This is a genomic window from Longispora fulva, from assembly GCF_015751905.1.
Lineage (GTDB): Bacteria > Actinomycetota > Actinomycetes > Mycobacteriales > Micromonosporaceae > Longispora > Longispora fulva.
On record NZ_JADOUF010000001.1, the window covers coordinates 5,550,176 to 5,569,427 of the forward strand.

At 70.4% G+C, this 19,252-nt stretch carries 17 protein-coding genes; 4 read left to right on the top strand and 13 right to left on the bottom strand.

Translation table 11 applies throughout. The annotated features are described in order from the left end of the window. Window positions 1-88: 88 nt before the first annotated feature. The 6 genes from IW245_RS25020 to IW245_RS25045 all read right to left on the bottom strand — a co-directional run bounded on the left by IW245_RS25020 (window position 89) and on the right by IW245_RS25045 (window position 7,449). Window positions 89-874 carry a serine protease gene (locus IW245_RS25020; RefSeq protein WP_197005605.1) on the bottom strand — a complete coding sequence of 262 codons (786 nt, stop codon included), beginning with the start codon at window positions 872-874 and terminating at the stop codon, window positions 89-91. Between the two features lie 138 nt (window positions 875-1,012). Continuing rightward, entirely contained in the window at window positions 1,013-1,696 is a 684-nt protein-coding gene (locus IW245_RS25025; protein ID WP_197005606.1) for an aggregation-promoting factor C-terminal-like domain-containing protein, read from the bottom strand. A gap of 107 nt (window positions 1,697-1,803) precedes the next feature. Then, window positions 1,804-3,099 (bottom strand): RNA 5'-3' helicase PhoH2, encoded by a 1,296-nt coding sequence (gene phoH2, locus IW245_RS25030; RefSeq protein ID WP_197005607.1) that lies wholly within the window; start codon window positions 3,097-3,099, stop codon window positions 1,804-1,806. Between the two features lie 120 nt (window positions 3,100-3,219). After that, complete coding sequence (locus tag IW245_RS25035; RefSeq protein WP_197005608.1) at window positions 3,220-3,990, bottom strand: isoprenyl transferase; 771 nt, start codon at window positions 3,988-3,990, stop codon at window positions 3,220-3,222. 70 nt (window positions 3,991-4,060) lie between these two features. Next, complete coding sequence (locus IW245_RS25040) at window positions 4,061-5,461, bottom strand: M4 family metallopeptidase (RefSeq protein WP_233472917.1); 1,401 nt, start codon at window positions 5,459-5,461, stop codon at window positions 4,061-4,063. A gap of 155 nt (window positions 5,462-5,616) precedes the next feature. Beyond that, window positions 5,617-7,449, bottom strand: a complete 1,833-nt coding sequence (locus IW245_RS25045; protein WP_197005609.1) for a phosphoenolpyruvate carboxykinase (GTP) — start codon at window positions 7,447-7,449, stop codon at window positions 5,617-5,619. A gap of 257 nt (window positions 7,450-7,706) precedes the next feature. Here IW245_RS25045 and IW245_RS25050 point away from each other — a divergent pair, with 257 nt between their 5' ends. Beyond that, window positions 7,707-8,285: a CGNR zinc finger domain-containing protein gene (locus tag IW245_RS25050; protein ID WP_197005610.1), complete on the top strand. Its 579-nt coding sequence runs from the start codon at window positions 7,707-7,709 to the stop codon at window positions 8,283-8,285. Between the two features lie 62 nt (window positions 8,286-8,347). Here IW245_RS25050 and IW245_RS25055 read toward each other — a convergent pair whose 3' ends face one another. Together IW245_RS25055 and IW245_RS25060 are read right to left on the bottom strand one after the other, a co-directional pair. Continuing rightward, on the bottom strand, window positions 8,348-8,791 hold the full coding sequence (locus IW245_RS25055) for a pyridoxamine 5'-phosphate oxidase family protein (protein WP_197005611.1): 444 nt from the start codon (window positions 8,789-8,791) through the stop codon (window positions 8,348-8,350). Between the two features lie 87 nt (window positions 8,792-8,878). Beyond that, window positions 8,879-9,394: a YdeI/OmpD-associated family protein gene (locus IW245_RS25060; protein WP_231398925.1), complete on the bottom strand. Its 516-nt coding sequence runs from the start codon at window positions 9,392-9,394 to the stop codon at window positions 8,879-8,881. Window positions 9,395-9,645: 251 nt separating this feature from the next. On the opposite strand from IW245_RS25060, the gene abmR reads away from it, so the two are divergent. Next, complete coding sequence (gene abmR, locus IW245_RS25065; RefSeq protein WP_197005612.1) at window positions 9,646-10,188, top strand: ATP-binding transcription factor AbmR; 543 nt, start codon at window positions 9,646-9,648, stop codon at window positions 10,186-10,188. Between the two features lie 101 nt (window positions 10,189-10,289). Here the strand turns inward: abmR and IW245_RS25070 are convergent, their stop codons facing one another. From IW245_RS25070 to IW245_RS25080, 3 genes are all read right to left on the bottom strand, one after another. Beyond that, a complete protein-coding gene (locus tag IW245_RS25070) occupies window positions 10,290-10,943 on the bottom strand; it encodes a TMEM175 family protein (RefSeq protein ID WP_197005613.1) in 654 nt (217 codons plus the stop codon). An 86-nt stretch (window positions 10,944-11,029) separates the two neighbouring features. Next, window positions 11,030-13,357 (bottom strand): asparagine synthetase B family protein, encoded by a 2,328-nt coding sequence (locus IW245_RS25075; RefSeq protein ID WP_197005614.1) that lies wholly within the window; start codon window positions 13,355-13,357, stop codon window positions 11,030-11,032. Window positions 13,358-13,501: 144 nt separating this feature from the next. Next, entirely contained in the window at window positions 13,502-15,499 is a 1,998-nt protein-coding gene (locus IW245_RS25080; protein ID WP_197005615.1) for a thioredoxin domain-containing protein, read from the bottom strand. A 181-nt stretch (window positions 15,500-15,680) separates the two neighbouring features. On the opposite strand from IW245_RS25080, the gene IW245_RS25085 reads away from it, so the two are divergent. After that, entirely contained in the window at window positions 15,681-17,552 is a 1,872-nt protein-coding gene (locus IW245_RS25085; RefSeq protein ID WP_197005616.1) for a hypothetical protein, read from the top strand. 149 nt (window positions 17,553-17,701) lie between these two features. Further along, on the top strand, window positions 17,702-18,160 hold the full coding sequence (locus tag IW245_RS25090; RefSeq protein ID WP_197005617.1) for a carboxymuconolactone decarboxylase family protein: 459 nt from the start codon (window positions 17,702-17,704) through the stop codon (window positions 18,158-18,160). A gap of 49 nt (window positions 18,161-18,209) precedes the next feature. Here IW245_RS25090 and IW245_RS25095 read toward each other — a convergent pair whose 3' ends face one another. Next, window positions 18,210-18,599 (bottom strand): VOC family protein, encoded by a 390-nt coding sequence (locus tag IW245_RS25095; protein WP_197005618.1) that lies wholly within the window; start codon window positions 18,597-18,599, stop codon window positions 18,210-18,212. Window positions 18,600-18,675: 76 nt separating this feature from the next. Next, a complete protein-coding gene (locus IW245_RS25100) occupies window positions 18,676-19,074 on the bottom strand; it encodes a G5 domain-containing protein (protein ID WP_197005619.1) in 399 nt (132 codons plus the stop codon). Between the last annotated feature and the right edge of the window lie 178 nt (window positions 19,075-19,252).

A 19,252-nucleotide genomic window follows, 5' to 3' on the forward strand; every position in this document is an offset into this window, starting at 1 on the left:
GTAACGGCGGCGACCTTCGAGGAGGTCGCCGCCGTTCCCGTTGGCCCGTGCCGGCGGTCAGCGCCCGCAGTCACCCGGGCGCCAGCGGTCACATGGCGGCGGCCGCCCGGGAGATGGCCGCCGCGAACCGCGACGCCTGGGTGTACACCCCGGGGAATCCGGCCCGCGCGCAGCCCTCGCCCCAGCTCACGATACCGACCTGCCGCCACGCCCCGGCGTCGTCCCGCCGGACCATCGGGCCGCCGGAGTCGCCCTGGCAGGAGTCGATCCCGCCGGTGTCCATCTTCCCGGCGCAGATCATGTCGCTGGCGACGAACCCGTACCCGGCCTTGCGGTAGGCGTCCCCGCACACCGCGTCGGACACGAACGGCACCTGCACCTTGCGCAGCGTCGCCGTGCCGGCGCCGCCCTCGCGGGTGGACCCCCAGCCGACCACCGTGAACAGTCCGCTGTCGGTGGCGGTGTCGGCCGCGACGGGCAGGGTGGCGCCGGTGAGCGGCCGGGCGAGACGGATCAGGGCCCAGTCGTTGCCCCCGGTGACGTCTGTGAAGCCGTCGGCCCGCTTGACCTGCGCCGACCTGACCCGTTGGGTCGGGTGGAACCGGTCGAGCCCGGTGGTCACCTCGATCGAGGAGTCCGAGCCGCTCCGCCCGACGCAGTGCGCGGCGGTGAGGACGACGGTGGGGCTGTAGAGCGCGCCGCCGCAGCCGACGGACAGGTGCACCGTCCAGGGGAACTCGCCGGCCCGCGCCGGGGCTCCCCCGACGATCTCGGGGTCGTCTGCGGACTTGTCGGTACTCGCGGCGGCCGGACCGGCCGGCAGCACGAGGCTGGTGGCGAGGACTACCAGGAGCAGGTACCAGCGACGCCGCATGAGAAGCCTCCCTTGCCAGACAATCAGGACAAGGCAAAGTCTATGAACATATTTCGCCCAGTGCGGCATTCTGGGAAAGTCGAGTCCCCGACAAGGCGAAAGGCCCGCTCGACACCGAGCGGGCCTTTTGCAACCGTTCTAGTACCAGCCGGTCGCCTTCGAATGCGACCACGCGCCGCACGGGTTGCCGTACCGGCCCTTGATATAGCCGAGGCCCCAGCGGATCTGGGTTTCCGCGCTGGTCTGCCAGTCCGGGCCGGCCGAGGCCATCTTGCTGCCCGGCAGCGCCTGCGGAATGCCGTACGCCCCGGAGGAGTTGTTCTTCGCCGCGGTGTTCCAGTGGCTTTCCTTGGTCCACAGCAGCACCAGGCAGGGCACCTGGTCGAGCCCGAAGCCCATCTCCAGCGTCAGGGCGCACCCGGCGGCCTGGTTGCCCGAGTACTCCGCGCAGGAGGCCGGGATCGGGCCGTCGTACGGCTTCGTCGGACCGGTGGTCGCGGCGGCCGTACCAGCCTTGGCGGCCTGAGCGTCGGCGTTCTTCACGGCGTCGGCCATGGCCTTGCCCGCCTCGTCGGCCTTGCCCTTGGCCTCGGTCTCGGCCTGTCGGACCGCCGCGCGGCTGGCCCGGTCGACCTCGCCGGTGCGCTGCCGCTCGTCCTGCAGCTGCGCCGTGGCGGCCACGAGGCTCTCGTTGGCGGTCTGCTTGCGCTCCCACTCCTGGGTGGCCAGGCCCATGAAGCCGCCACCGATCAGGGCCAGCACGAGGATGAGGCTCGCGAGGATTCGGATCGCTCCGCGTTGCACGCGCGAACTTCCTTCCATCGGGGACACACCTATCAGTCGCTCACTCTGACGCACCCCGGCCGCGGACACCAGTCCGCGGCCGGGTAATTGTGCTCCAGGTCACACTACTGTGAGTTACTCATCTATCACCCCGGCAGATCTTCGAGCAGGTCAGTGACTACCTCAGCAATTTGCGAACGCTCGGACCGCGTGAGCGTGACGTGCGCGAACAGCGGATGTCCCTTGAGGGCCTCGATCACGGCCGTCACGCCGTCGTGCCGGCCGACCCGGAGGTTGTCACGCTGCGCCACATCGTGGGTGAGGACGACCTTCGATCCGGTGCCGATCCGGGACAGGACGGTCAGCAGGACATTGCGCTCCAGGGACTGCGCCTCGTCCACGATCACGAACGCGTCGTGCAACGAACGGCCCCGGATGTGGGTCAGCGGCAGCACCTCGAGCATGCCCCGCGACATCACCTCGTCGAGCACGTTCTCGTGGCACACGGCGCCGAGGGTGTCGAAGACGGCCTGCGCCCAGGGCGACATCTTCTCCGACTCCGAGCCCGGCAGATAGCCCAGCTCCTGGCCGCCCACGGCGTAGAGCGGGCGGAACACGATGACCTTCTTGTGCCGGTGCCGCTCCAGGGTCTGCTCCAGGCCGGCGCACAGGGCCAGAGCCGACTTCCCGGTACCGGCGCGGCCGCCGAGCGACACGATGCCCACCGACTCGTCCAGCAGCAGGTCGAGCGCGACCCGCTGCTCTGCCGACCGGCCGTGCAACCCGAACACCTCGCGGTCGCCCCGCACCAGGCGGACCGACTTGTCCGGCTGGACCCGGCCGAGCGCGGAGCCCCTGGGCGAGTGCAGGACCAGCCCGGTGTGGCAGGGCAGGCCCTGGGCCTCGGCTATGTCGACACTCTCGCCGCCGTACAGCTGCTTGATCTCCTCCTCGGACACGTCAAGGTCGGACATACCGGTCCATGTTGGATCGGAGGCCTGCCCGTGCCTGTACTCGTCCGCCGGCAGACCGACCGCAGCCGCCTTGACCCGCAGCGGCATGTCCTTCGTGACCAGCACGACATCCTTCTTCTCCGCGAGCAGGCTGAGCGCCACCGCGAGGATCCGGACGTCGTTGCTGTCTGCCCTCAACCCCGGCGGCAACACCGTGGGATCGGAGTGGTTCAGCTCGACGACCAGGGTGCCGCCGACGTCGTTGACCGCAAGGGGCTGGTCAAGCCGCGCATGCTGGATGCGCAGGTCGTCGAGGAACCGCAGGGACTGTCGGGCGAACCAGCCGAGCTCCGGGTGGTGCCGCTTGGCCTCCAGCTCGGAAATGACCACGAGCGGGATGACGACCTCATGCTCGGCGAAGCGCAGGAACGCCGCCGGGTCAGAGAGCAGAACTGAAGTGTCAAGGACGAAAGTGCGTCGTGTGCTCACTCAGGCCTCCTGTATGACCCGGGCGCACCCCGGAGTCACATTTCGACGGTAGCCCCGAAAGTGGCCGACAGCTAGTCACAACGCGGTCAGGATTGAGTCATTCGCCGGCAGAATTGCAGGTCAGCCGCCAAAACGGCGCTGTCGGTCCGCGTAGGACCGCAGTGCGCGCAAAAAGTCCACATGCCGGAAGTCCGGCCAGTTTGCCTCGTGGAAATAAAACTCGGAATAGGCCGACTGCCAGAGAAGAAAGCCCGACATCCGCTGTTCACCGCTCGTACGGATGACGAGGTCGGGGTCCGGCTGGCCCTTCGTGTACATGTGCTCGGAGATGTGGTCGACGTCGAGCACCTCGGCGAGTTCCTCGATGGTCGTACCCGCCTCGGCGTGCTCCTGGAGCAGGGCCCGCACCGCGTCGGCGATCTCCTGCCGCCCGCCGTAGCCGACCGCGAGGTTGACCTCCGCCCCGGTGTCCCGGCCGACGGTGCGCTCCTCGGCGGCCTTGAGGGCCTGGGCGAGCTGGGCCGGGAGGATGTCGCGGTTGCCGACCACCCGCAGCCGCCAGGGGTTGCCCTCGTCGGCGAGGTCGGTGGCGAGGTCCTCGATGATCCGGACCAGGGGGTCGAGCTCCACCGCCGGCCGGTTGAGGTTGTCCGTCGACAGCAGGAACAGCGTGACGACCTCGATGCCGGCCTCGTCGCACCAGCGGATCAGATTCTCGATCTTGGCGGCTCCGACCCGGTGGCCGTCGTTGGGGTCGACGTACCCCATCTCCTTGGCCCACCGTCGGTTGCCGTCGACCATGACCCCGACATGGCGGGGGTGCGGCTTATTGGCGAGTTTGCCGACCAATAGCCGCTCATAGAAGGAATAGACCAGACTCCGTACACCCACGACCGCAGCCTAAACCCGGAAGCCCGGCCCGGGTACCCCCGGGCCGGAACCTCCACGGTTTCTCCTCTTTCTAGATGATGCCCCGCGCGTGGAACGCAGCCTTCACCGAGTTGGCGGCCGTGGTCCCGTACAGCGCCTGGGCCGTCGCGACGGTCTTGTTCGCCGCCGCCGGCATGCTGGTGTCGGGCGCGAACGAGAAGTGCGCCTCGAGGATCACCTTGTTGGCGTTGGTGCGGCCGAGGGCGATGTTGACGTCCTGGAGCGCCCGGGACCAGATCTCGCCGTCGTCGTGCACCTCGCCGTCGAGGTCACCGGGGTACATCTTGGTGCCGTCGGTGCGGCGCAGGCAGTGCGGGGTGCCCGAGGTGTAGGAGACCGAGTCCCAGTCGGCGATGCACGCCCACGGGGTCTTGGTCGTGTTCGGGCTGACCGCCTGGGACATCGTGTAGGCCCAGTAGTCGCCGAAGCCCTCGCCGATCGCGCCGGCCTCCTCGCTCATCCCGAAGTTCGGCACCTGCGAGTCCTGGATCGCGTGGCCGTACTCGTGCCAGATCACCTCGGCGTCCTCGGCGTCGTCCACGCCACCGGTGCCGAAGGTGATCTTGTCGACCGCCGGGTCGTAGAACGAGTTGTCGTCCGTCAGACCGGTGGTCTGGTAGTCCTGCGACTCGTTGTTCACGTTGGCGAACCCGAGGCTCTGGATGTACTCCTCGGCCGTCGTGATGTGGAAGTAGCCCTGGACCTGGGCGAACCCTGCCTGGGTCCGGTTGTAGGAGTACGTGCCGGAACTGGAGGACACCGGCTTCTTGCTCACGTTGTTGGCGTACCCGCCGACGAGCTTGTTCTTCGCGTACAGCCCGTTGAGGGTCACCGTGTTGTAGGTGAACGCCGAGTTCGGGCTGCTGTCCGTCAGCGTGTTGTTCTGCTGGGCGACGACCGGGTTGGGCAGGAACACCTTCCCGGTACCCGTCTCGTGCTTGACCAGGCTCGTCGAGGAGATGACCGCGCCGCTCGTCGCGTCGACCAGCGTGCTGACCGACCCGGTCGCCGGCTCGGTGTGCACCTGCCAGGCGAGCTTGGCCGCGCCACCGGGCACCACGACCAGCCGGGAGCGGTAGGCGCCCCCACCGGTCTGCTGCACGGCCGAGGCGTCGGCGCGGGCCGCGGTGACCGAAACGCCCCGCAGGCCGCGAGCGAGGCCCTGGACGGCCTTGCGCCCGTCGTCCACGGTGACCGCACCGCTGGCCTTGTCGACATGCTTGGCGTAGAAGCCGCCGAGGACCGGGTGGCCGTCGAACGTCTGCTCGTACCAGAAGTGGGTGCCGAGGAGGGAGTCCTGCACCGAGACGAGGGTCAGCCCCTCGGTCGCGTCAGGCTCGGAGTGGGCGGGCGTGGCCGCGAACACCGCGAGGAGCGCGGCGCCCACACCCAGTGTGCACAGGCGACGGACGGGGATGGCGAAGGACTTCACAGGCACCTCCGGCTGAGGGATATATGGCCGGAAGGTTAGTGCCCGATGACCGTTCGGGGGAAGAGATTATCCGGTGTGAATGCCTGTGGATAACAAAAATTTAAGGTGGGGACCCCCGGCCCGGGGTCCCCACCTGTCCTGTCGCCTGTGGTCGGTTACTCGACGCCGAGGCGGGCCTTCAGCGTGTCGAGCTCCGCGCCCAGCACCGCCGGGAGCTTGTCGCCGAACTTGTCGAACCACTCCTGGATCTGCGGGATCTCGGCCTTCCACTCCTCGACGTCCACCTTGAGGGCGGCCTCGAGGTCAGCGGCGGAGATGTCCAGGCCGGACACGTCGAGCGAGTCCGCGGTCGGCACGTAGCCGATCGGGGTCTCCACGGCCTCGGCCTTGCCCTCCAGGCGCTCCACGACCCACTTGAGGACGCGGGAGTTCTCGCCGAATCCGGGCCACAGGAACTGGCCCTCGTCGCCGCGGCGGAACCAGTTCACGTAGAAGATCTTCGGGAGCTTCGTGGCGTCGCCGTCGGAGCCCTTGCCCATCTCGATCCAGTGCCGGAAGTAGTCACCGGCGTTGTAGCCGATGAACGGCAGCATCGCCATCGGGTCACGCCGGACGACGCCGACCGCGCCGACGGCCGCGGCAGTGGTCTCACTCGACAGGGTCGCGCCCTGGAACACGCCGTGCGCCCAGTCGCGGGACTCGCTGACCAGCGGGATCGTCGTCTTGCGCCGGCCGCCGAACAGGATCGCGTCGATCGGCACGCCGTTCGGGTTGTCGAACTCCGGCGACAGGATCGGGCACTGCTCGATCGGGGTGCAGAACCGCGAGTTCGGGTGGCTGGAGACGCCCTCGGAGTCCGGGGTCCAGTCCTTGCCGTGCCAGTCGGTGAGGTGCGCCGGCGGCTCGCCCATGCCCTCCCACCAGATGTCCCCGTCGTCGGTCAGCGCGACGTTGGTGAACAGCGAGTTGCCCTTGGCGATCGTCTTCATCGCGTTCGGGTTCGTCGTGTGGTCGGTGCCCGGCGCGACGCCGAACAGGCCGAACTCCGGGTTCACCGCGTACAGCCGGCCGTCCTCGCCGAACCGCATCCACGCGATGTCGTCGCCCAGGGTCTCGACCTTCCAACCCGGGATGGTCGGCTCGAGCATCGCGAGGTTGGTCTTGCCGCAGGCGCTCGGGAACGCGCCGGTCACGTGGTAGACCTTGCCCTCCGGCGAGGTCAGCTTGAGGATCAGCATGTGCTCGGCGAGCCAGCCCTCGTCGCGGCCCATGACCGAGCCGATCCGCAGCGAGAAGCACTTCTTGCCGAGCAGCGAGTTGCCGCCGTAGCCGGAGCCGAAGCTCCAGATCAGGCGCTCCTCCGGGAAGTGGGTGATGTACTTCGTCTCGCTGCACGGCCACGCCACGTCCGCCTGGCCCGGCTGCAGCGGGGCACCGACGGAGTGCAGGGCCGGCACGAAGACCGCGTCGTCGCCCATCGCCTCGAGGACGTGCGCGCCCATCCGGGTCATGATCCGCATGCTGCACACGACGTAGGCGGAGTCGGTGATCTCGACGCCGAACATCGGGTTCTCCGCGGTCAGCGGGCCCATGCAGAACGGGATGACGTACAGGGTGCGGCCGGTCATGCAGCCCCGGTACAGATCCGTCATGAGCTGCTTCATGTCCGACGGCGCCATCCAGTTGTTGGTGGGGCCGGCGTCGGCCTCGTCCACCGAACAGATGTAGGTGCGCTCCTCGACCCGGGCCACGTCAGTGGGGTCGGTACGGGTCCAGAACGAGTTCGGCTTGATCTCGGGGTTGAGGCGGACCATGGTGCCGGCCTCGACGAGCTGGCCGGTCAGCCGCTCCCACTCCTCGTCGGAGCCGTCAACCCAGACGACCCGGTCGGGAGTGGTGAGCTCGGCGACCTCGCGCACCCAGGCCAGGAGCCGGGGGTGCTGCGTGGGGGCTGCGTCGAGCCCCGGAATGGTGGCCGGAGCGCTCATTCGAAATCTCCTCGTAGACGACAAAGCAGGCGCAAGCCCACTGGGTGGCATGAGCCTAAACCGACTGCTCACGGCGGTCATCCCGAACGCTTGTGAACAACTGCACAAGCGGCCGACAGGTACTGCATCCCTGCAGTTTCCTGCGTTGTCATGTCCGATTTGCGTCAAGTTTGCGCAGTCCCTGGACTTTTCACGGTCAAAATTGGCCCACGCCGGCGATTCTTTCTCACGCCTATACCCGTTATAAACTGGGTACCGTGCGACGGACGGACTACTCCAGGCTCGGCTGGCTCGGCGGCCCGCTGGCCCTCGACCTGGCGAACACCCTGCCCATGGCCCGCCCCGACACCCCGCTCGACCTGATCGGCACCGAGGAACAGTTGGGGCTGTGGCTCGCCCGGCAGGCGTACCGGTTGCCGGTCCCCCCGCCCGGCCTCGCCCGGTTCCACGGCTTCCGCCGGCTGCGGGACGCGTTGTTCGGGGCCTTCGCGGCCACGAGCGCCGGGCAACCACTGCCGCGCGAGATCATCGGCGCGCTCAACTCGGTCAGCAACCGCACGCCGGCCCAGCCCCGGTTGCTGGCGTTGCCGGACGGGCTGCAGGTGGAGTACCGGGGGGCGAATCCCGTCGACATCGCCCTCGCGCTGGTCGCGGCCTCCGGTGTGCGGCTGTTGGGCTCCGGGCTGGGGAATCTGCGCCGGTGCGGCGCGCCGGGATGCGGGCTGTTCTTCCTGGGTACCGCGCGGAAGAGATGGTGCACGGACGCGTGCGGCACCCGGGCCCGGGCAGCCCGCTACTACGGGCGAAACCAGGAGCCGGCCGGGGATGTCGGTTAGGCCTGGACCGTTTCCGGTACGGCGCCGTACGGCTGCGCGTGGGCCCGTCCCAGGGCAGGGCGCTACGTCAGCCACTCGCCGTCGATCATCAGATCCCGTCCTGCGATCTCGTTGACCTCGCGCCAGGCCTGGATCAGTTCGGGCCGGATCCGGAAGTACGGGTAGTTGCGCAGCTCGCGGGGGTCGAACCCGGTCTTGGCCGCGAACGCGTCGCCGACCTCGTCGGTGATCCCGTCGGCGACGACCGCGGATCCTTCGATCAGGACCACGTCGCGGGTCGGCCCGATCGCGAGCCGGACCCGGCCGCCGGCCCGGAGATTGCGGGCCGTGGGGTTGCCGGCCGCCGTCGAGATCAACAGGGTCTCGCCGTCCCAGAGGAACGACAGCGGCACCAGGTACGGCGTACCTACTCGGTCGGCGGTGGCCACCCAGGCGTCGACGTCTTCGTCGAGGCGGCGCCGGGCGTCCTGCGTGCGCTGGGCGAGGCGTCGGGGCGGGGCGGTCATCCTGTTTCGTCCTTAGAGGAGGTGGTGTGGGCAGGGTGATTCCTACGGATGGCGATCGCGCCGCAGCCGGAGTCGTGCTGTCAGGGGTCAGCCCCGCAGGGTGGCGATGGCCTGCTCGATCCGCCGCTGGCGCGTCTCGGGCTTCTTCGCGCTCTCGATGGCGCGGACGTGCTCGCGCTTGTGGCTGAACGCGAGGTTGTCGTACGCGGCGCGGGCGACCGGGTCGTCGTTGAGGGCCTGGGCGAAGTCCGCGGGCTCGACGACGACGCGCGGCTCGGTGTCGAGTTCGAGCTCGACCTCGATCTCCTCGCCGATCTCGACATCGGCGGCCCGCCGGTTGGCGTTGCTGAGGCCGAGCAGGTGGCGGCCCCGCATGATGGCGACCCGGCTCTTCCAGGAGTGCCCGTTGACGGTGATGGTCACCGGCGGCCGCGCGCCCCCGCCGAGCGCCTCCACCACCTCGGGCGGGACTTCCAGCCCCCGCATGGGCTCGGGTGGCTCCACGACGGTGCGAAACTTCACGGCGTACTCCTTGTCGATCTTGAAGCTCAGGTTCTCAGCGTAGAACCTCTCGGCGCGGTCCAGATTCTCAACGCCGGGCATGGTGGTGTTCATGGGCAGTGACACGGTTCGCTCAGTGGTCCCGCATCAGACCCTCGGCCTCGCCCACCCGTGACACCCCGCACCTTCGCCGAGTGAACTACGCGCCGCCGGAGCCCAGTGCCGCAAAGGCGGGCCGGCCGCCATGGAGCCGACACCCTCACCGTAGCCGTCTGATCTTGCTCTGGGGTTCTAGGCTGTCGGCGTAATCGGTCGAACTTGCGTTACGGCACTCACGGTGTAACGCTGTAATCATGCCTGGACCTTACGGATACCCGCGCACCGAAGCGCCCCCGACCGACGACGCCATCGGCTGGATCACCGGCCGCCTCCCCGAGGACTGGTTCGTCGGCCTGCAGATCTCGATCGACCGCGACGAGATCCTCATCGTGGGCCAGCTCCCCGAGCCGACCCTCCCCGAAGACGCCACCGAGATCGACAAGGCCGCCGCCGAGGCCGGCCGGATCGAACGGTTCCGCGAGCCCACCCGCGACCACCGGATCAAGCTCGCCCAGCAGATCGAGCACCGCTACCGGCGCAAGTGCAGCTGGGGCGCCACCTGCGGCGACACCAAAGAGCTGTTCACCACGCTGTCCGCGCCGGTGATGAGCCGGCTCAAGCAGAAGGACCGCCTCGTCCTCGACACCCTCGTCAACGCCGGGGTGGCCCGGTCGCGGTCCGAGGCGCTCGCGTGGTGCGTGCGGCTGGTCGGCGAGCACGCGAACGAGTGGCTCAGCGACCTGCGGGGCGCGATGGAGTCCGTGGACGAGCTGCGGCGCAAGGGGCCAGACCTGTAGGTCGGCGGGCGGGCCCGCACGATCCGGCACACGCCGGGGTCCGACGACAGTCGTCGCCGAACCCCGGCGTCGCGCGCTTTCGGTCCCGGCGTCGCGGTGTTCTACGCCGATTCCAGGCCGCTGGCCGCGCGTCGGCGGTCGTGGCGGCGGCCCAGTTGGGCGGCGACCGGCATCAGTACCGCGAGGGAGATCCACGACAGGCTGCACACCTTGGCGCTGACCAGGAACGCCAGCGGGATCGACAGGGTGAACACCAGCGCCGGCAGGCCGACCCGCTGGCGGAACTCGCGCAGCATCCGCGGCGGGGTGTCGTCGGCGAGGAGCTTGTCGCGGGCCACGCCGTTGAGCAGCAGGAGGAAGGCCCAGCCGACCCCGCCGAGGACGGTGGCGTAGATGACCGGGCCGGGCTGGGTGTCGTCGGCGTCGTTGAGGACCTTGCTCGCCCACGGGATGAGCGTGATGCCCAGCAGGCAGATCAGGTTTCGGAACAGCAGGCCGCGGCTCAGGTGGGTCACGTGCCGGAACAGGCCGTGGTGGGCCCGCCAGAAGCCGCCGATGATCAGGAAGCTGATCAGGAACATCAGGTACGCGCCGCCGGAGTCGGCCAGGCTGTGCCAGGCGGCTGCGTCGGAGGTGAGGTGCTCGGGCACCGGCAGTTCCAACGCGAGCAGCGTGATGGCGATCGCGATCACGGCGTCGGAGAAGAACACCAGTCGGTCGAGCTCTTTACGGTCGGGGGCCTCGGCATCGGTCACCGGGGCATCATGCCTGATCTTGGCAAGCCAGCCCAGCGGTCGGGGCCAGTCGGGAACCGGCGCCGGCGGCCGGGCGGACGCTGGGGCTAGCGGCGGGCTCCCGACGGTACCCCTCGACGGGTTTTGTCCTTTTTGGTGGGTCTGGTGGTGGGCGGCAGGGTCACCAGCGCCAGTGGGGTCAGCTCCCGGGCCGAGCCCAGCGGGTCGTCGCCGAGCGCCTCCGCCGGGAACTCCCCCGTGCCGGCCCAGCCCAGCACCCGCGCCCCGGAGACGATCGCGCATCCGCCCAGGGTCGCGTACGCGTCGGCGGGCAGGCCGGTTCGCAGCGCGCCGAGCAGCGCGGCGGCCACGGCGTCCGGGTCGTCCGGCGGCGCGATCACGGCGACGTCGGCCGGGAACACCGCGTCCTCGCGCGGGACGGCCACCGCCCGCAGCGCGGGTCCGCCCACCTTGTAGGCGAGCGTGCGCAGGCCCATCACCCGCAGGCCGCCCGCGCACACCACCCGGCCCAGGCCGGTCGCCTCGATCGCGAGCTGGGTCCGCCACGGGCCCCGGCGCACGCCGTCGCCGCGCGCGGTCAGCACCCGGGCGAACAGGCCGGGGACGATCTCCCACAGGTACCGGGCCCGGCCCTGCGCGACGGCCACCGGCTTGGCGGCGACCACCACGAACCACGGCGTGCCCAGCACCTTGCGGTAGTACTTGTCGGCGGCGAGGTGGCCGACGAACTCCGCGATGTGGTAGCGGATGTTGTCGGCGATCCGGTCGCCGGCCCCGATCATCGGGGTACGCACCGGGAACCGCAACCAGCCGCCCGACTCCAGCAGGTGTCCCGGATTGGGTTCGAGCGGGCCCCTGGGCATCGGGGCGGCCGTCGGGGCCTCCAGGAGGCGGAGCCAGCGTTCGACCAGGTAGAGCCGCCAGAAGTACTCGGCGTCGTTGCGGCGGCCGGCCAGCAGGGCCCCGAAGCCGGCGAGGGCCGCGCGCTGGTCGGCCCACGGCCGGGACGCGAACCGCTCCGACAGCAGGGTCGCGTAGATCCGGCCCCGGGACGCCGTCAGCAGTTCCCTGGTCGGGGCCGGGTGCCGGAGCTGGTCGGCCCCGGTCAGCTCCGCGGCGCGGGTCAGGCGGGCGAGCTCCCTGCGCAGGATGTCGCCGGAGCCGACGGCCTCCACGTACGGGGTGCGGACCGCCACGCCGAACCGGGCGGCGCACCGGTCGGCGACCCGGGCCAGGTACGCCGTCGCCGCGTGCCGGTGCGCGTTCGCCGGCATCCGGTCCCCCGCCATGAGCAGCAGGTTCGCGCCGGCCGGGTCGAGCAGCGCGTCGACCTCGCCGGCCGCGGAGCGGGCGGTCGCCCACACGAGGTAGCCGGTCGGGTCGGGCACCGGCTCTCCGAGGTCGGCGAGGAACGCGTCGAGGTCCCGCTCGAACTGGTCGGGGCCGGCGGTGACGGTCCGGTGGGTGGTGCGGTCGTCGGCGAGGCGGGACGCGTAGGCCTCCTCGCCGGTGTCGAGGGGGGCGAAGGTCGCGGAGTAGACCGGGATCGGGGCACCGCGATCCCGGCCCGCTCCCAGGTGGAAGGCACCGCCGGGCCGGTCGACCTCCGCTGGGTAGACGCCGGACTCCCGCCCGAAGAGGCCGGGCTCCTGATCGAAGGCACCGGAGTCCTGGACGAAGGGCCCGGGCTCCTGGGCGAAGGGGCCGGCCGCCGCTGGCCGCGCCGCCTCCAGCGCGACCGCGAGGACCGCCGCCCCGGCCACCCCCTCCGCGAGCCGCACCCCGATCCGGCCGGTCCGGGCAGCCGCCGTCAGGGTCGCCGTGGCCGGGGCGACGGCGCGCATCGGGGCCGGGCGGACCATGACCGGCTCGACCCCGTCGCGGGTGACGGTGATGACCTGGCCGGGGAGTACCCGTCGAATGGCGGTGTGGAAAGTGGCCTCGGTGTCGTCGCAGGCCCCGGTGGCCAGGAACCGGGCGACCGTCGCCGGGTCCGGGGTGGACGGCACCCCGGCGGCGAGCAGCGCGCCCGGCTCGGAGGCGACGAGCACGGTGTCGGGGAGGACTGCGTAGTACAGCGGCGCGCCGTCGCCGTTGCGGGCGAGGACCAGCACGCCCCGGGCGGGGTCGGCGAGGGCCATCGCGTACGGGTCGGTGCCGAGCAGGAGGGCGCGGGGGCCGTGGGCGGCGTACCGGCCGAGGAGCGTCGTCGCCTCCGCGATCCCGTCCAGGACGATCGCCGTGCCCGCCAGCACCTTGATCTCGGGCACGGCCGCGCGCAGCCCGAGGCCCAGCGCCGGCTGGCCGGGGGCGGAGTGCCAGGCGTTCGGGTCGCCGCCCCGGGGCGCGAGGGCGCGGGTGAGGTCGTCGAGGACAGCGGGCACTGACCCGAAGTACGCGGCAATTCCTGCCATCTCAGTCATCTCCTGCGGGCGGGATGACCGATCTTAGCGCTTCGTCTGAATTGCCCTGAAGGCACCCTGAAAAGGTGGCGGCCGGACCGGCGACCACCTCTCCACAGTCGACGATCGTTCCGTCGGATTCGCCCCGCCCGCGCTCTATCTCCCGGTCAGTCGGCGCACCAGGTCCGCCGGGTCGGTCACCGGCAGGTCACAGACAAAATCCTTACACGTGTACGCCGTCGCGACCCCGCCCAGCACCGGCCGGTCCGCCAACAACGGCACGCCCTCCTGATCCGGCACGCCGGCCACGATCACCGACCCGCCGGGCGCGTGCCGCCAGGCAGTCCTCAGCAGGTCACCCCCGCCGACGACGGCCACCTCCCACGGGCCGACCAGGTGCGACTCGGCCACGGCCGCGGCCCAGCCGGCGAACCGGGGGTACTTCGCGATCAGCGGCGCGGTCGTGGCCAGCGCGGCCTCCGCGGCCTCCCGGTACCGGCTCTCCCCGGTCAGCGCCGCGTACGCCGTCAACGCCCCGCACAGCGCCGTCACCCCGGACGGGCTCGCGTTGTCCGACGGGTCGCGCGGCCGGACGACCAGCGCCTCCCCGTCGGCGGCGGTGTCGAAGAAGCCGCCGTCGCCGTCGGTGAACTGCTCCAGGGCCACGTCGAGGAGCTGACCGGCCAGGGTGAGCCAGCGGCCCTCTCCCGTGAGCTGGTGCATCGCGCAGAAGGCCTCGGCGACGCAGCCGTAGTCGTCGAGGACGCCGGCCGGTGCGCCGACGACGCCGTCCCGGGACACCCTGCGCAGGCGGCCGTCGACGATGTGTCCGACCAGGTTCTCTGCGGCGGCCCAGATGTCGAGGGCGTTCCAGCCATGCTCGGTGAGGCCGCCTTGGGGGCCATGGTCCTCGACGATCGAGACGTATTCGATCAGCGCGGTGAGCGCGAGACCGTTCCAGGCCGCCACCACCTTGTCGTCCCGGGCGGGCTGCGGCCGGGCACTCCGCGCCGCCAGCAGCCTGGCCCGCGCGGACCGCCAGCGCGCCACGACCTCCGGGCCCGCCCCGTCGACGTCCATGCCGAGTTGGAGCACGCTCGTCCCGTGCTCGAAGGTGCCCTCCTTGGTGACCTTGAACAGATCGGCCGCCCAGGCCCCGTCGTCCGCGCCCAGGACCTCGACGAGCTGTTCCGGCGTCCACGCGTAGGTCAGGCCCTCGACGCCGTCGGTGTCGGCGTCCAGCGCGGCGGCGAACCCCCGCTGTGCCCACAGGCCGGTGGTCAGGAACTCGGCGGTCTCCTTGGCGACCCGCAGGGCGAGCTGGTCGCCGGTCACCTTCCACAGCTGGGTGTACACCCGCAGCAGCAGCGCGTTGTCGTACAGCATCTTCTCGAAGTGCGGGACCACCCACTCGGCGTCCACGGAGTAGCGCGCGAAGCCCCCGGCGAGTTGGTCGTACATCCCGCCCCTGGCCATCTGCTCGCAGGTGTGCCGGACCATCTCCAGCGCCTCGGCCGAGCCGGTGCGCTCGTGGTGCCGGAGCAGGAACGACAGCACCATGGACGGCGGGAACTTCGGGGCGCCGCCGAAACCGCCGCGCAGGTCGTCGTACCCGTCGCGGAGTTGACCCACGGCGGCGTCGAGCAGGCCGGCGGTGATCTCGCCCCGCCCGGAGGCCGCCGGCGCCAGCACCTCCACGATCGCGCGACCCTGGGCGAGGAGGTCGTCGCGCTGCTCCGACCAGGCCTTGCCGACGGCTTCGACGAGGGCGACGAAATGGTCGCGGGGGAAGTAGGTGCCGCAGTAGAACGGCTCGCCGTCCGGGGTGGCGAACGCCGTCATCGGCCAGCCGCCCTGGCCGGTGGTCGCCTGGGTGGCGGCCATGTACACGGCGTCGACGTCGGGGCGTTCCTCGCGGTCGACCTTGACGGGGACGGTGAGGGCGTTGACGACGGCCGCCACGTCCGGGTCCTCGAACGACTGGTGTGCCATGACGTGGCACCAGTGGCAGGCGCTGTAGCCGACGCTGATCAGGAGGGGGACGTCCCGGCGCTTCGCCTCGGCGAAGGCCTCCGGACCCCACTCCCACCAGTCGACCGGGTTCCCGGCGTGTTGCTGGAGATATGGCGACGTCGCGTTACCGAGCCGGTTCATGAGGCCACTCTCCCACACCCGCCGATTCCGACCCGATGGAGACACTCCAGGTGACCGGGCCACCCGTTCCGACAAGTACCCGATTGCAGCGGCCCGCCGACGCCCCTACTCTCGGCATTGATTTGCGTGAGTCACGCGGATGAAACGGGGAGAAATGTCCATTAAGGCTAGATCTATTGCCGTGCGCGGAGGTATCGCCGCGCTCGCGGTCACTCTGGGCGTCACCGGGCTGGCGGTGTTCGGCACCGCCGGGGCGGCCTCGGCCGCGCCGTACTACGAGTACGCGCCGGTCACGCAGTCCGGATACACCGACTCCAAGGACCCGCAGGCGACCTTTGACGGCGCCTCCGGGCAGGGGATGCCGATCGGCGGCTGGACCGACGCCGCCGGTGCCGTGCACAAGTCCCGGGCCTACATCACCTTCGACCTCGCGTCGTTCGGCAGCCGGAAGGTCAGCGGCGCGACGCTCTACTTCCGCGAGAAGAACGCGGCCGACTGCTCCAAGAGGGCCATCGAGATCTGGCGGACCAAGCCGATCGACGCCAACCCGAGCTGGTTCCGCTCGCCGGTGTCGATGACCAAGCTCGACGAGTCGCTGACTCCGGAGTACTGCCCGGCGCGGTTCTCCTCCGACGTGTCCGCCGCCGTCAACGACGCCCTCGCGACCCGGCAGAAGAAGATCACCATCAAGATCAAGGTGCCGGACAACCTCGAGGGCGACGTCAGCTACGGGCGTACGGTGGCCGACCCGATCCTGTCGGTGAAGTACAACTCGCTGCCGGTCGTCGACGAGACGCACCTGTTCAACGGCGGGCGTCCCTGCGCGACCAAGGCGCCGTTCCCCATCCTCGGCGGCTTCGGAAACATGCTCCAGGCCGTCGGGACCGACGCCGACGCGTGGGACTCGCTGCACCACGACTTCGCCGTGTGGCCGGTCGACAACCCGGCCGCGCGGACGGAGGTCGGGGCCGACTACGGCAGGTCCGGCCGGGTGAACACCGTCAACCTCCCCGCCAACGTGCTGGTCAGCGGCAAGACGTACGCGTGGCAGGTCCGGGTCTCCGACGGCACGGACACCTCGGCCTGGTCGAAGACGTGCACCTTCGCGTACGACAACGTGGCGCCGGCCACGACGCCCACCGTGACGTCCTCGAACTACCCCGCCGGTGGAGAGGAGTGGACGCCGCAGGGCGTTCCGGGCGAATTCACGTTCTCCGGTGGGGGCGACGCCGACGTCGCGGGCTTCGAGTACACCTGGGGATCGATCTTCGGCGTGCCCGGCTGCTCCTACAGCGGGGACGCCGGCCAGCTCGAGTGCGCGGCCGACCCGTTCGCCGGGCAGGGCATGGTCCGCGCCACCACGCCCGGCGGCACGGCGAAGGTCTCCCTGAGCCCGGTCGGGGACGGCCCGCAGCGCCTGATGGTGCGTTCCGTGGACCGGGCGGGCAACCGGTCCACCGGGCAGGCGGAGTACGAGGTGTTCGTGCGGGGCAGCGAACCGCAGGTCACGCCGGTCGGTACGCCCGAGTGGGGACAGCAGCTGACGCTGAAGTTCGCGCCGAGGGACGGGGTCGTGGGGGTCACCTCCTACGAGTACCAGCTCAACTGGGGTGAGGCGCGGCACGTGGCCGCCGGTCCGGACGGCACGGCGACTGTCTCCTTCCTCGCGGACAACGAGAACGGCTACACCGTCGCGGTGCGTTCGCACAGCGCGAACGGCTTCGTGTCCACCCAGGCGACGTGGGTGCACTACTTCGACCCGTGGCCGGGCGTCCGCTCGGACGTCTACCAGGCGACCGGGGAGCCGGTTGGGGGCGTCGGCGTGGCCGGCACCTTCACCTTCTCCCGGCCGGCCGGCTGGACGGCGGTGAAGGAGTACAGGTACTCGGTCAACGGCGAGGCGATGATCACGGTTCCGGCCGGCGCGGACGGGCGGGCCACCTTCACGTGGACGCCGACCGCCAGCGGTGACACCTACTTCGAGGTGTGGGCCGTGCGGCCGGACGGCACGGTGAGCGACTACTCGAACTCCTACGGGTTCACTGTCGCCTGACCAGCGAAAACGAGGGTGGGCTGAGACTTCGGCCCACCCTTCGCCGTCGGCGCGCGCAGGCGGCGCGGAGTGACGCCGGCCACAGTGGTCACATTCCCGGGACGGGGTTCGTCAGTGCTGTGTCGAACGAACTCCCGAGGAGAACAGTCATGCAGGCACGGATGAAGAACCCGGCGATGGTCCTGGCCGACGCTGGCAAGGCGATCAACGGGCTGTACAAGGTGGCCCACAGTTCCGGTGTCGCCCCGTCCACCCTGGAGCTGGTGCACCTGCGCGCCAGCCAGATCAACGGATGCAGCGCGTGCGTGTACGGCGGAACGCACAGCGCGAAGAAGAACGGCGAGACCGACGAGCGGCTGTTCACCGTCGCCGCCTGGCGCGAGGCCCCCTACTTCACGGACGCCGAGCGCGCGGCCCTGGCGCTGGCCGAGTACGCGACCCGGCTCGCCGACAACCCCGAAGGCGTCCCGGACGCGGTGTGGAACGAGGCCGCCGCGCACTACGACGAGCAGCAGCTGGCCGGGCTGGTGATGTGGATCGCCACCACCAACTTCTTCAACCGGCTCAACGCGACCACCCGGCAGCCCGCCGGTCAGACCTGGGGCTGAGCCCCTCCGACGGGTGGCGGCAGTCGCTGTCGCCACCCGGGTCGGGCCCTCAGGTGGGCAGCGAGCCCACGTTGATGATGTTGCCGTCCGGATCGGCGAACCACACGCCCCGCATGCCGTCCGTGATCGCGACGTCGTCCTTCCACGTGATGCCCTCGTACTCGAAGGTCATGAAGGAAACGCCCTTCTCGCGCAGTGCGTCGATCTCCGCGTCGAACTTCGCGTCGTCGACGCCGAAGGTGACCGCCGTGGCCTTGTTCGTGCCGGCGAAACCGGACACGTACACGAAGAGCATGCCGTCGCCGCAGGAGTAGAAGAGGCCACCGCCTTCCATCTCCTCGCGGAGGACCTTCAGGCCCAGCGTGCCCTCGTAGAACCGGCGTGCAACGGCCAGGTCCTTGACCGGCAGCGTGGCGGCCGGCATGAGCTCAGAAAACATGGCTTCGCCCCCTCTTGCTCATCTCCGACGCTACGCCTCGGTGCCCTCCACCGGACCGGATTCGCCGGGTACGCGGCTACTCGCAGCCGATGCCGTCGTGGTCGCCGTCGAGGCCGTAGATGTCCGTGCCGATCACGTAGACCGGGCCCCTGACGTATGCGGGGCCGTTGCCCTTGCCGCCCGCGCAGTCCACGTCACTGGCGATCGGGACGCAGGCCCCGCTGTAGTTCGGGTCGCACCGCTGGGCCGCGACCCTGGTGCCCACCGCCGTCACCTCAGCGACCGCCGGTGTCGTCACCACGTCACTGATCAGCTTTCGGCTCAGCTCGTGGCCGCCCGCGACTGTCACCGCATACGTGAGGGTCCGTTTCCCTTTCACGCCGGGGACCGTCACCAGGGTTGTGCCCTGGTCCAGCGACGGGTCGTCCACCGTAGTCCTCGCGAACGGGATGTCCTCGACCTCCCTGACGAGCACACAGGATGTGCCGCCGCGCGAAGGCGTGGGTCCCGCCGACGGGGACGCCGACGGTGCCGGGGCGCACGTTTCCGCCACGGACGGGGTGGGGGTGGGGGTTGGCTGCGCCAGGGCTGCCGACCAGAAACCCAGCACAAGCGCCGTCGCGGCAGCCGGAACTCCAAGCACACGAGCGGTG

Excerpts from the sequence above, each read along its gene's own strand:
- IW245_RS25045 (WP_197005609.1), bottom strand. The coding sequence starts at position 7,449 with ATGAGCGCTCCGGCCACCATTCCGGGGCTCGACGCAGCCCCCACGCAG.
- IW245_RS25025 (WP_197005606.1), bottom strand. The coding sequence starts at position 1,696 with ATGGAAGGAAGTTCGCGCGTGCAACGCGGAGCGATCCGAATCCTCGCG.
- IW245_RS25060 (WP_231398925.1), bottom strand. The coding sequence starts at position 9,394 with ATGCCCGGCGTTGAGAATCTGGACCGCGCCGAGAGGTTCTACGCTGAG.
- abmR (WP_197005612.1), top strand. The coding sequence starts at position 9,646 with ATGCCTGGACCTTACGGATACCCGCGCACCGAAGCGCCCCCGACCGAC.
- IW245_RS25080 (WP_197005615.1), bottom strand. The coding sequence starts at position 15,499 with ATGAACCGGCTCGGTAACGCGACGTCGCCATATCTCCAGCAACACGCC.
- IW245_RS25075 (WP_197005614.1), bottom strand. The coding sequence starts at position 13,357 with ATGGCAGGAATTGCCGCGTACTTCGGGTCAGTGCCCGCTGTCCTCGAC.
- IW245_RS25090 (WP_197005617.1), top strand. The coding sequence starts at position 17,702 with ATGCAGGCACGGATGAAGAACCCGGCGATGGTCCTGGCCGACGCTGGC.
- IW245_RS25020 (WP_197005605.1), bottom strand. The coding sequence starts at position 874 with ATGCGGCGTCGCTGGTACCTGCTCCTGGTAGTCCTCGCCACCAGCCTC.
- IW245_RS25055 (WP_197005611.1), bottom strand. The coding sequence starts at position 8,791 with ATGACCGCCCCGCCCCGACGCCTCGCCCAGCGCACGCAGGACGCCCGG.
- IW245_RS25095 (WP_197005618.1), bottom strand. The coding sequence starts at position 18,599 with ATGTTTTCTGAGCTCATGCCGGCCGCCACGCTGCCGGTCAAGGACCTG.